Source organism: Bacillus sp. 2D03 (assembly GCF_003946765.1).
Classification (GTDB): domain Bacteria; phylum Bacillota; class Bacilli; order Bacillales; family Bacillaceae_G; genus Bacillus_A; species Bacillus_A cereus.
The window spans coordinates 564,024-576,073 of the sequence record NZ_RPSJ01000001.1 but is presented as its reverse complement, the minus strand read 5'-3'; the positions used below and the strand labels follow the sequence as shown (position 1 = coordinate 576,073).

Genomic DNA, 12,050 nt, shown 5'->3' with positions numbered 1-12,050 from the left:
GTGGCAGAATGATATTGCCATAGATTGACGCTTTTAATATATGTGAAAAGGAATAGAACATGAAAATCAACCAATACATAAGCGAAGCAAAATCATGCTCCAGACGTGAAACAGATCGCCTCATTAAAGCTGGACGCGTGGCTATTAATGGCGAAATATGTACGCACGGTGAACTTGTGAGCGATGGTGATGTTGTAACGATTGATGGGCAAGTTATTGTAAAAGAAGAGAAAGAAAAGGTGTACATAGCCTTTCATAAACCAGTCGGAATTACTTGTACAGCAGCTGATCATATTGAAGATAATATTATTGATTATATCAATTATCCAGAGCGAATCTTTCCAGTTGGACGATTAGATAAAGCATCGGAAGGACTTATCTTATTAACGAATGACGGCGGCATTGCGAATCGAATTTTACATGGTGATCATGAGCACGAGAAGGAATATGTTGTCACAGTCGATAAACCTTTTACGGACTGGTTTATTGATGAGATGTCCAGCGGTGTAAAGATTAAAGATGGAATGACGAAGCCGTGCAAAGTGACAAGAGTCGATCAATCAACATTTCGTATTGTTTTAACGCAAGGAATGAACAGGCAAATTCGTAGAATGAGTCGAGCTTTCGGGTTTACTGTAATAAAGCTAAAGCGAGTACGCATTATGAATATAGAGCTAAATGAGCTTGAAGTTGGAAAGTGGCGGAGCGTTACAGCTGAAGAGTTAGAAATTTTAATAGGGCAGTTATAGGGAGGGGAAATTTTCTCCCTATATTTTTTTTGTCAGAAAAAATAAAACTATTGATTTTTTAAAAAATAGCCCATATAATAAAAAACAACAAGTTTCGACAAGATATTTTATAAAAGTAATGATGAGGACATGAGTTGTATTTTACGATTCTCAGAGAGGGAAGCCTTAGGCTGTGAGCTTCCTAATACGAAAAGACAAGCTTACCACCTCTAAACTTCAAGAGTGAACTGCATACATGATGCATTGTAATTCTTGGCGGATAAAACCGTTATCAATTTACACGAGCTATAAAATGAGCTTATTTCGTTATAAATTCATTTTATTAGAATAAGGGTGGAACCACGATTTCAACACTCGTCCCTTTGTTAGGGACGGGTGTTTTTTGCGTTCTTTTACGGGGAAGTATGCTTGAAAGAGGATATGTGACGGATTTTGATTCAGAATATTTTGTTAATTAATTATTTTAGGAGGTTAGTAGAAATGAAATCATCTTTAAAGTTTTCAGAGATGTTTGCAATAAGTTTAATGTTATTTGCACTGTTTTTTGGTGCAGGTAATATGATTTTTCCACCAGCGTTAGGGCAAGGTGCTGGAACGGACGTATGGATCGCGCTGTTTGGTTTTATCGTAACAGGCGTTGGACTACCTTTATTAGGAGTAATTGTTATAGCTTTAAAGGGAGATATTAATGAGCTAGCAGGACGTGTACATCCTATATTCGCACTTGTTTTTATCACTGCAATTTATTTATGTTTAGGCGTATTCGTAAGTGTACCGCGTACAGGAACAGTAGCTTATGAGATGAGTGTTGCACCGTTTTTACCAAGTGAGATAGCTGGTCAGTCATATCCACTTGTTATCTTTACACTTATTTTCTTTGCAGTCACTTTCTATTTAGCTTTAAATCCTTCGAAATTAGTGGGTCGTATTGGTAAGGTGCTAACTCCAATATTATTAGCTGTTATTGCAATTATCGTAGGTAAAGCACTTATTACACCAATTGGAGAATTTGGTGCACCAACAGAAGCGTATAGTGCTCCTCTCTTCAAAGGATTTATTGATGGATATTTAACTTTAGATGGACTTGCAGCACTGGTATTCGGAAATGTTGTAATTCATGCGTTAAAAGAAAAAGGCATTACAAATAAAAACAGTATTGCAAAAGTAACAATCTTTGCAGGATTTATTGCAGCGCTTGGTCTACTACTTGTGTATTTAGCACTTGCTTATCTTGGAGCTTCTAGTGTGTCACTTGGAATGGGTGCAAACGGAGGAATTATTTTAACAAATGTCGTGAATCATTTATTTGGTAGCTACGGAACTTTATTATTAGGGATCGCAATTACAGCAGCATGTTTAACAACTTCTGTAGGTATTGTTGCAGCTTGTGGTGATTACTTCTCTTCCTTATTACCAAAGCTTTCTTATCAAAAAGTCGTTTTCATTTTCTGTGTATTAGCATTTATGGTAGCAAACCTTGGGTTAACTCAGTTAAATGCATTAGCATTACCAATCTTAATCGCAATTTATCCAATTGGAATCGTACTTATCGTATTATCACTTGTTGAAAACTACGTTCGTCTTCCATTAGCGATGTATGTGGGCGGGATTGTAGGAGCATTTGCAATAAGTTTCTTTGATGGATTACACAATGCAAACCTTCAAATTGCAGCGCTAGCACCTATTTTAGATAAGATTCCATTATATAGTGTAGGAATTGGTTGGTTAGTTCCAGGCATAATCGGTATAGGATTTGGTTATATAGTTTCTAAGTTTCAAAAGCAGGAAATTGCTGTAGAGAAATAGAGAAAAGAGACTTTCTATAATAGAAAGTCTCTTTTTTGTAAAAAAAGCCGCATATAGAGAAATTCAGATATTAAAAATTTTATACGTAATATAGTTGACAAAAAATTTATGAGTAGGCTAAGATTGACTTAGTTGTGGAAATATTGGAAGGGAAGTGAGGGAAAAGGGGTTTCTATAACTATAGTGTTGTTATGGGAAGAGGTGAAAGAAGAGGAGAAGAGATAGTTTATTTTTTTTGATTTGCATTGAGAATGATAATCAATAAATACGTTTTATCATTTTTTCTCAGTTTCTATGCCTTCGTATAAGGAATAGGGTGAGATATTATTTTTAATATTTAATGAGAATGATAATCAATAATACTTATGTTACATAAAAGAATGCTAATTAAATAATAGGTAGAAGAGATTATTTTTTTCTTATGAATTGAGAATAATTATCATTTTCAAAAAGTGAAATGAAAGATAACCAAGGAGGAAACAAGAAAAATGAAAAAGGTTTCTGTATTACCTGCTTTTATTATAACGTTCGTATGTATGTTAGCTTTTCTTGTAATGCCATACGGGAATGTATCAGCAAAACTAGCTGATGGTACTTACGATATTAATTACGTAATTCAAAAAGCGGAAAATGATTCAGCTTCAATGGCAAATGACTATTTTGAAAAGCCGGCAAAATTAATAGTGAAAAACGGTGAGATGAGAGTACAAGTTCCGGTGAATCATAGTGCTTGGATTACAGAATTTAAAGCACCAGAGAACGGGAATTTTGTTGATGCGAAAGTTGTTAGTAAAGATGAATCGGCAGATAAAAGAACAGTAGAGTTTAAAGTAGATGATTTATCTAAACCGGCAGCTGTAAAAATTCATGTTGTTGTACCAAATGCAAACTATGACCACCACTACACAATTCGTTTTGCATTTGATGCAAATGTAAAAGCTGTAGGTGGCGATAACGGCGTAGCTGCTACAAAAAAAAATAATGATCAAGCGAAAACAGATACACATGTAAAAGAAGAGAAAACAAAAGTAGAGAGTAAGGAAACAGCTAAAGAAGTGAACAAAGAAACAAAAAATGAAAATGGAAAAGCTGAAAAAACAGATAACCCAAAAACAGGCGATGAAGCACGTATTGGATTGTTTGCAGCGTTAATTCTTATTTCAGGTGCTTTCTTAATTCGTAAAGTGAAGTTGAGTAAATAAATCTTTTGAAGGGTGATGAATATATGTTTAAACAATTTAAAATGATTATTGCCGTATTTGCTGTTTTATTTACGTTTATCGCAACACTAGGTTTACAAGATGCAAAGGCTGCTACAAAACTAGCTGATGGAAAATATAATATTGCTTTTACTGTATGGAAAGGCGATAAAGATGAATCGTCTAGAATGAATAGTTATTTTGAAAGCCCAGCAACATTAACAGTTAAAAATGGAAAACAATACGTTTCATTTAAAGTGAAAGATAGTGCTTCTATTAAAAGTTTCCAAGTAGAAAAAGATGGTCAATTTGTAGAAACAACCGTGTTAAGTGAAAACAAAAAAGATAATACTAGAGTAGTAGAATTTGAAGTTGCTGACTTGTCAAAAAAACTAAATGGAAAGGTGAAAATTAATATTCCAATTATTAATTATAATGCTTCGTATGATATTCGCTTTGTATTTGATGGGAGCAGTATTAAATAATTTTCAAAAGGGAGAGTCGTTCCATTGAACAGGTATACAAAAATTATTGTTGCTATGTTTTTAATGATATTTACATTCGTATCAACATTACAACCACTTGCAGTTCAAGCAGCTACCAAGTTGGCTGACGGTGAATATTCAATTGGGTTCAAAGTTTTAAAAGATACATCAGATGAAGAATCGATGATGAATCAATATTCAGTAAGTCCGGGAACTTTAAAAGTGAAGGATGGGAAAAAGAAAGTATCCTTTACATTAACGAATAGTTCATGGATTACGAAGTTTGAAACAGAAAAAGCAGGTAAGCTAGTTGCGACAAATGTAATTAGTGAAGATAAAGAAAAAGATACAAGAGTAGTAGAATTTGATGTAGAAGATGTAGAGAAGGTATTAAATGCAAAAGTAAAAGTAGATATTGATTTTTTAAATTATCATCATGAGTACGACGTTCGTATTGCATTTGATCAAAATAGTATTACACCAATTCATGTGGAACAACCAAATGAAAAAGAGGACCCAGCTAATAAGCCAGATCCAAATGAAAAACCGGATCCAAGTCAGAAGCCCGACCAAAAGCCTGACCCAGATCAACAACCAAATTCTAACACAATTACAGATGGTGCGTACAGCATTCCATTTAAAGTGTTAAAAGATCAAACAGATGAAGAATCTAAGATGAATACTTACATGGTAAATCCAGGAGTATTAAAAGTAGAAAACGGTAAGAAAAAAGCAATTGTAACATTAAAAAGTAGCTCATTAATTAAAAATTTTCAAACGGAAAAAGATGGCACATTTGTTGATGCAAAAGTAGTAAGTGAGGATACGGAAAAAGATACAAGCGTAGTAGAGTTTGAAGTAAACGATTTATCTAAAAAACTAAATACAAAAGTATTTATCGAAATGGCATCAAGAAATTATAAGCAAACGCATGATGTACAACTTTTATTTGAACAAGATAAACTTGAACAAATTAAAAATGAAGAGAAACAACCAGAAGTAGAAAAACCAGAAGCAGAAAAACCAGAAGAAGAAAAACCAGAAGCAGAAAAACCAGAAGTAGAAAAACCAGAAGCAGAAAAACCAGAAGCAGAAAAACCGGAAGCAGAAAAACCGGAAGCAGAAAAACCAGAAGAAGAAAAACCAGAAGTAGAAAAACCGGAAGTAGAAAAACCAGAAGCAGAAAAACCGGAAGCAGAAAAACCGGAAGTAGAAAAACCAGAAGTAGAAAAATCAGATGCTGAAACAATTAAAGATGGTGAATACAGCATCAATTTCAAAGCATTAAAAGATCAAACAGACGAAATTTCAATGATGAACACATATACAAAAAGTCCAGGTGTGCTAAAAGTAAAAGATGGTAAGAAGTATGTATCATTTACGTTAACGAACAGTTCTTGGATTACAAAATTTGAATTTGAGAAAAATGGTTCGTTTGTTGATGCACATGTAATAAGTGAAGATAAAAAAGCTGATACACGCGTAGTGGAAGTAGAAGTACCAGATTTATCAAAAAAGTTAAATGCAAAAGTAAAAGTAGATATCGATTCAATGAATTATCACCATTTTTACGATATTCAATTTGCATTTGATAAAGGTAGCATTAAGCCGTTAGATAGCCAAGGCGGAAACGACAACCAAGGCGGAAACGACAACCAAGGTGGAAACAACAACCAAGGTGGAAACGACAACCTAGGTGGAAACAACAACCAAGATGAAAATAATAAACCGAGAGTAATAGTTGATTCGAAAAATTTAGTAGATGGCCAATATGATATTACATTTAAAGTATTAAAAGATAAAACAGATGAGATTTCAAAGATGCATGACTATGTTGTAAATCCAGCGAAATTAATCGTAAAAGATGGTAAAAAATATATTGAGATGACGCTGAAAAATAGTGCGTGGATTACGAAATTCCAAGCGGAAAACAATGAACTATTCGCTGATGCAAAAGTAGTAAGCGAAGATAAAAATGCAAATACGCGAGTAGTACAGTTTGAAGTAGAAGATCTATTTAAAAAATTAAACGCAAAAGTAAAGGTAGACATCGATGAGATGAACTACCATCATTTCTACGATGTACAAATTCAATTTGATACAAATAATATCGGTGCGTTAGGAACTATTAAAGAGGAACCGAAAAATGAACCGAAAAATCCAGTGACTACACCGAAAGTAGATAATGTAAAAACAGTAGGTACTCCTGATTTTAATCGAAATGCAGATGGTCACAAGAAAAAAGAAGATACAAAAAATGATTCGAAAAAAGAGAAAAACTCAAAAACTGCAGATACAGCACAACTTGGTTTATACATGGTGTTACTGCTAGGTTCACTTGCTTTACTAGTTCGTAAATATAGAGCAGGTAGATTGTAATTTTTGGAGTCTTGATGCATGTTCGCGTGCATCAAGACTTGTTTCATATTGTATGGAAAGGAGTGGTGATTGAGAGTGAAGAAAATTGCAAGTGTACTAATGGCTATCATTTTGTTAATGAGTATAGCCGGGTGCTCATCACCAAAAAAAGAATCAGCAAAGCAGGTAAAGAGTGAAAGTAAAGAGCGCGTCGTTGCAACAACAGTGGCTGTTACTGAAATTATGGATGCGTTAGAAGTAGATTTAGTCGGCGTTCCAACAAGTTCTAAAACTTTACCGAAGCGATATAAAGGTTTACCTGAAGTTGGGAATCCAATGAGTCCAGATATGGAAAAGGTAAAGTCATTAAAGCCTTCAGAAGTGTTATCTGTGACAACACTTGAATATGAATTAAAGCCAGTTTTTGATGGTGTGGGTATGAAAGCAAACTTTTTAGATTTAACGAGTTTGAAAAATATGCAAAGTTCTATTAGCGATTTAGGTAAGAAATATGGGAGTGAAAAACAGGCCGAAGCAGTAGTAACTAAATTAGATAAAAAGGTTGCTAGCATTCAAAAAGAAGTAAAAGGAAAGAAAGAACCGACAGTGCTTATTTTATTAGGTGTGCCAGGAAGTTATTTAGTAGCAACAGAGCATTCTTATATTGGAGATTTAGTGAAACAACTAGGTGGTAAAAATATTGTGCAAGGTGAACAAGTAGAATATTTAGCTTCTAATACAGAGTATTTAAAGAAAGCTGATCCAGATATTATTTTACGAGCAGCTCATGGTATGCCTGATGAAGTTGTAAAAATGTTTGATAAAGAATTTAAAACAAATGATATTTGGAAACACTTTGCTGCGGTTAAAAATAACCGTGTTTACGATTTAGAAGAGCGTTTATTTGGAACGACAGGTAATTTAGCAGCAATTGAAGCATTAGATGAATTGAAAAAAATGATGTATCCGTGATGCATTTTAATATAAAGGAAGAGTAGAATGAATAAAAAAACTTGGAGTTTCCTCATTGTTACTGCATTGCTTATTGTTATGACATCATTGTCAGCGATGAAAGGTAGTTTAGAAGTAGGTATTGTTGAACTTGTACAAGGGATATTTACAGGTGGAAATGAAGATGTTGAAGTCATTAAAGATTTACGTTTTCCGCGTATTATTATTGCGTTGTTCACTGGAGCGGCTCTCGCTGTTTCAGGTGTGCTTTTTCAAGCTGTTATGAAAAATCCACTCGCTGATGCTGGGGTAATCGGTATATCTTCAGGAGCAAGTTTTATGACACTCGTTATTATTACGTTGTTCCCGCAATTCTTTTTCTGGACACCCGTATTCGCCTTTTTAGGTGGTGCGCTTGCATGTTATCTCGTTTATTCGTTTTCATGGAAATCAGGATTAAGCCCGCTTCGCATTATTTTAATTGGTATTGCCATTAATGCAATGTTTACTGGATTAAATGAATCATTCGTTACGATTTGTGGATATTTTATTAAGAGTATTAAGCAAACGACGACTTCTAACATAACAATGAAGACGTGGGGCGATGTAGAAATAATGGTGACTTATGGAACGATTGGTCTTATTCTTGCTCTGTTCGTAGGAGCATGGTGTAACTTATTATCGCTACAAGATAAGACTGCGAAAAACTTAGGCTTGCACGTGACGAGAGTTCGTCTTATTATTTCTGCCATTGCAGTACTCTTAGCGGCAGTATCAACAGCGCTTGCAGGTGTTATTGCTTTTGTAGGATTACTAGTTCCGCATATTTCAAGACAATTAGTCGGTTCAGACCATAAAGTATTAATTCCATTTTCTGCTCTTGCAGGGGCGTTATTAATTTTGACGGCAGATACGATTGGAAGGTTAATTGTGCCACCTAACGAAATTCCAGCAGCAACAATTATGGCGGTTATTGGTGGTCCATTCTTAATATTCTTGCTTAGAAAGAGTGATAAAGTTCATGGAAATTAAAAATGTAACCTTTTCATACGATAACGTAACAAATCGATTAAAGTCTGTTAGTAGTGAAATAGAAATTGGGAAAATTACAACAATCATTGGACCGAATGGATGTGGGAAATCAACATTACTTAGTGTCATGTCTAGAAACCACGCTCCTAGCAGTGGAGAAGTAATACTTGATGGGAAAGCGATTAGTGAATATAAACCGAAAGAGTTTGCTAGAAAACTAGCGGTTGTCCATCAACAAAATGAGGCTCCAGCAGATATTACAGTGGAAAAGCTAATAAGCTTCGGGCGTATGCCATATAAAAATATATTCTCTCCGCAAACAGATGAAGATAGAGAAGCGATTGAGCGTGCGCTAGTATGTACGAATTTACAAAGTAAGCGTGATAAGCCAATTTATGCTTTATCTGGTGGAGAGAGGCAGCGAGTTTGGATCGCAATGACATTAGCTCAAAATACACCAATGCTCTTCTTAGATGAGCCGACCACATATTTAGATATTTACTATCAGCTAGAAATATTAGAGTTAGTGAAAGAGTTAAATGAAGTGCATGGACTAACGATTGTAATGGTATTACATGATATTAATCAAGCCATTCGTTATAGCGACCATATTATCGTTATGAAAGATGGAGAAATCATTACGAAAGGTAATCCTAATGATGTAATAACAGAAGAAATGGTTAAAGCAATATATGGTGTAGATGTCATTGTAAAGCAGGATGAAGATACCGGATTGTACATGGTACCTATGGGAATCTAAAGGCTGAGCATAATCCGTTTTGAGGTGATAATTTGAATAGTAAGAAAGGACGGAAAAAGAATTCTTTTTTTCAACGCATACTTACAATTGTGTTTTTAGGAATCTTTTTCTATTCAATATATGAGTTGGGCGGGATTTTCATGGATTATTATGAAAATCGTAAAGTAATGGCTGAGGCACAACATATTTATAAAAGAAGTCCAATGGAAGAAAAATCAGAAGATGGAGAGGTACGTAAACAGTTTCAGGATCTCCAGAAAATTAATCCAGAGATAGTCGGATGGATTACGATGGATGATACACAAATTAATTATCCAATCGTTCAAGCAAAAGATAATGATTACTATTTATTTCGTAATTATAAAGGTGAAGATATGAGAGCGGGAAGCATTTTTATGGACCATCGTAATGATGTGAAATCTCAAAATCGAAATACGATTTTATATGGCCATCGTATGAAAGACGGTTCTATGTTTGGTAGTTTAAAAAAGATGTTGGATGAAGACTTTTTTATGTCTCATCGTAAATTATATTACGATACATTATTTGAAGGATACGACGTGGAAGTTTTTTCAGTATACATGACAACAACGGACTTTTATTACATTGAAACGGATTTTGAAAATGATGCAGCATATACATCGTTCTTAAAGGAAATTCAAGAAAAATCACTGTACAAAACGGATACGGAATTGACGGCTAATGATGAAATCGTAACACTTTCTACTTGTGACTATGCGCTTGATCCAGAGGCTGGAAGGCTAGTTGTACACGCAAAATTAATAAAAAGAAATTAAAGAAAAAAGTATAGAATATGAGAAGTGATAGATAACGCTTCTCATATTCTATACTTTAAAAAAGGACTGTTTTTACTGTGCTGCAGCCATTGGCATACGTACAACTTTTACATCATAGTAAGCAATTTTATTATCAAGAATATATTCTGGCATTCCGCCTTGATGTGAGTGAGCATCTTTAAATGCAGCGCTCTTTGTCCAACCTTGGAAATCTTCTTTTGCATTCCAGCGAGTGCTAATTGTTACTTCATCATAATCAACTGTATTTTGCGTTAAAAGAACTTCTAGACCTAAAAAGCCTGGCATCGTTTCAACTTTACCTACTTTATTAAAACGCTCAATTAATTTATGTCCATTTCCCTTTGTAATTTTAGCTGTATTTGTAACGATAATCATGTTTATTCCTCCTATAAATATAGCCTTTATTTTCGAGAACTCATATACATTAAATGATAATGAAAATCATTATCATTGTCAATGCTAAATATGAAATATAAAAGTTTTTTATATTATATTGGACAGTAAGATTTCCAGTTCAAAATGTAGTAAATATGTGGCAGTTAAGCGAGAGAATGAGCGAGTTGTACTAGCAAAGCAATAATATGGTATAGTGAAACGAGGCTGTTTTTTCAGGCTCGTTTTTCAAATGCTTCCTGTAGAGAAAGCATGCAAATGGAAAGGAAGTTATTATATGCGATCAGAAGTAACTGTAAAAATAAAACCGAAATTTATAAAAGAAATTAAAAGTGGATATCCGCTTATTTTAAAAGATGCGATTCAAAATTTAAATGATGTTCAGGAAGAAGGAACAATCATTAAAGTAGTAGATGAGAAGAACCAATTTATCGGAAAAGGCTATTATGGAAAACAAAATAAAGGATACGGCTGGATTTTAACGAGAAAAGAGAGTGAACAAATTAATCAATCTTTCTTTGAAAGTAAAATCAAATCTGCCTTACATAAACGAAAGCAATTTTACAAATCAAGTGATACGACAGCATTCCGTGTGGTGAATGGTGAAGGTGATGGTCTTGGAGGACTAATTATCGATTATTATGATGGCTACTACGTAGTAAGTTGGTATAGTGAAGGGATTTATACTTTCAGAGATGAGATTATAGCCGCTCTTCAAAAAGTAGCAAACTTTAAAGGTATTTATGAGAAAAAGCGTTTTGATACGAAAGGGAAATATATTGAGGGTGATGATTTCGTAGCAGGAGAGCGCGGCGAGTTCCCACTTATCGTAAAAGAGAACGGTGTAAACTTTGCGGTTTATTTAAATGATGGGGCAATGGTTGGGGTATTTTTAGATCAACGTAACGTTCGAAAACAAATTCGTGATAAATATGCAAAAGGAAGAACAGTGTTAAATATGTTCTCTTATACAGGTGCTTTCTCTGTATTTGCAGCTCTTGGCGGAGCGAGTAAAACGACGAGTGTTGACCTTGCAAATCGTAGTTTAAGTAAAACGATTGAGCAGTTTAGTGTAAATGAAGTTGATTATGAAGCGCAAGATATTATTGTAGAAGATGTATTTCTTTACTTCAAATATGCAGCGAAGAAAAAAATGAAATTTGATATGGTCGTACTTGATCCTCCAAGCTTTGCACGCTCAAAAAAATATACATTTAGTGCAGCAAAAGATTATAAAAATTTATTAAAAGAAACAATTGCTATTACAGAAAATAACGGTATTATCGTTGCTTCTACAAACTGTAGCGCATTCGATATGAAAAAGTTTAAAGGCTTTATCGATACAGCCTTTAAAGAAATGAATGGCAAATATAAAATGTTAGAAGAACATTCTTTACCAGAAGATTTCCGTACCATTGATCAATTTAAAGAAGGAGACTACTTAAAAGTAGTTTTCATCGAGAAAATTAAAGGTTAATAAAGAAAAGGAGCTCGAGTTT

The 12,050-nt window shown here is 34.2% G+C and carries 11 protein-coding genes and 1 other annotated feature; of the genes, 10 read left to right on the top strand and 1 reads right to left on the bottom strand.

Annotation, left to right across the window (positions count from 1 at the left end; genetic code table 11):
• The first annotated feature begins 59 nt into the window (after window positions 1–59).
• From EBQ15_RS03250 to srtB, 9 genes are all read left to right on the top strand, one after another.
• Window positions 60–749, top strand: coding sequence for a 23S rRNA pseudouridine(2604) synthase RluF (locus tag EBQ15_RS03250; RefSeq protein WP_000700746.1), 690 nt, complete (start codon window positions 60–62; stop codon window positions 747–749).
• Window positions 750–858: 109 nt separating this feature from the next.
• Window positions 859–1,114: a binding site (T-box leader), on the top strand.
• A gap of 115 nt (window positions 1,115–1,229) precedes the next feature.
• Complete coding sequence (brnQ6, locus tag EBQ15_RS03245) at window positions 1,230–2,555, top strand: branched-chain amino acid transport system II carrier protein BrnQ6 (RefSeq protein ID WP_000842650.1); 1,326 nt, start codon at window positions 1,230–1,232, stop codon at window positions 2,553–2,555.
• A gap of 488 nt (window positions 2,556–3,043) precedes the next feature.
• Window positions 3,044–3,757: a heme uptake protein IsdC gene (isdC, locus tag EBQ15_RS03240; protein ID WP_000757962.1), complete on the top strand. Its 714-nt coding sequence runs from the start codon at window positions 3,044–3,046 to the stop codon at window positions 3,755–3,757.
• A gap of 23 nt (window positions 3,758–3,780) precedes the next feature.
• On the top strand, window positions 3,781–4,239 hold the full coding sequence (locus tag EBQ15_RS03235) for an NEAT domain-containing protein (protein ID WP_000476165.1): 459 nt from the start codon (window positions 3,781–3,783) through the stop codon (window positions 4,237–4,239).
• A 24-nt stretch (window positions 4,240–4,263) separates the two neighbouring features.
• The gene (locus tag EBQ15_RS03230; protein WP_125653110.1) at window positions 4,264–6,618 is read left to right on the top strand and encodes an NEAT domain-containing protein; all 2,355 of its coding nucleotides are present in this window, start codon (window positions 4,264–4,266) and stop codon (window positions 6,616–6,618) included.
• 69 nt (window positions 6,619–6,687) lie between these two features.
• A complete protein-coding gene (gene isdE / locus EBQ15_RS03225) occupies window positions 6,688–7,569 on the top strand; it encodes a heme ABC transporter substrate-binding protein IsdE (RefSeq protein ID WP_001986828.1) in 882 nt (293 codons plus the stop codon).
• Window positions 7,570–7,596: 27 nt separating this feature from the next.
• Window positions 7,597–8,580, top strand: a complete 984-nt coding sequence (locus EBQ15_RS03220; protein ID WP_001036849.1) for a FecCD family ABC transporter permease — start codon at window positions 7,597–7,599, stop codon at window positions 8,578–8,580.
• On the top strand, window positions 8,570–9,340 hold the full coding sequence (locus tag EBQ15_RS03215) for an ABC transporter ATP-binding protein (RefSeq protein ID WP_000403761.1): 771 nt from the start codon (window positions 8,570–8,572) through the stop codon (window positions 9,338–9,340). The genes EBQ15_RS03220 and EBQ15_RS03215 overlap by 11 nt, the downstream gene beginning before the upstream one ends.
• Window positions 9,341–9,372: 32 nt before the next feature.
• Entirely contained in the window at window positions 9,373–10,137 is a 765-nt protein-coding gene (gene srtB, locus EBQ15_RS03210; RefSeq protein ID WP_033683362.1) for a class B sortase, read from the top strand.
• Between the two features lie 72 nt (window positions 10,138–10,209).
• Here the strand turns inward: srtB and isdG are convergent, their stop codons facing one another.
• Window positions 10,210–10,533, bottom strand: coding sequence for a heme oxygenase (gene isdG / locus EBQ15_RS03205; protein ID WP_000587818.1), 324 nt, complete (start codon window positions 10,531–10,533; stop codon window positions 10,210–10,212).
• A gap of 295 nt (window positions 10,534–10,828) precedes the next feature.
• Here isdG and EBQ15_RS03200 point away from each other — a divergent pair, with 295 nt between their 5' ends.
• Window positions 10,829–12,028 carry a class I SAM-dependent rRNA methyltransferase gene (locus EBQ15_RS03200; RefSeq protein WP_001255966.1) on the top strand — a complete coding sequence of 400 codons (1,200 nt, stop codon included), beginning with the start codon at window positions 10,829–10,831 and terminating at the stop codon, window positions 12,026–12,028.
• Window positions 12,029–12,050 lie beyond the last annotated feature (22 nt).

Excerpts from the sequence above, each read along its gene's own strand:
- EBQ15_RS03250 (WP_000700746.1), top strand. The coding sequence starts at position 60 with ATGAAAATCAACCAATACATAAGCGAAGCAAAATCATGCTCCAGACGT.
- brnQ6 (WP_000842650.1), top strand. The coding sequence starts at position 1,230 with ATGAAATCATCTTTAAAGTTTTCAGAGATGTTTGCAATAAGTTTAATG.
- isdC (WP_000757962.1), top strand. The coding sequence starts at position 3,044 with ATGAAAAAGGTTTCTGTATTACCTGCTTTTATTATAACGTTCGTATGT.
- EBQ15_RS03235 (WP_000476165.1), top strand. The coding sequence starts at position 3,781 with ATGTTTAAACAATTTAAAATGATTATTGCCGTATTTGCTGTTTTATTT.
- EBQ15_RS03220 (WP_001036849.1), top strand. The coding sequence starts at position 7,597 with ATGAATAAAAAAACTTGGAGTTTCCTCATTGTTACTGCATTGCTTATT.
- EBQ15_RS03215 (WP_000403761.1), top strand. The coding sequence starts at position 8,570 with ATGGAAATTAAAAATGTAACCTTTTCATACGATAACGTAACAAATCGA.
- isdG (WP_000587818.1), bottom strand. The coding sequence starts at position 10,533 with ATGATTATCGTTACAAATACAGCTAAAATTACAAAGGGAAATGGACAT.
- EBQ15_RS03200 (WP_001255966.1), top strand. The coding sequence starts at position 10,829 with ATGCGATCAGAAGTAACTGTAAAAATAAAACCGAAATTTATAAAAGAA.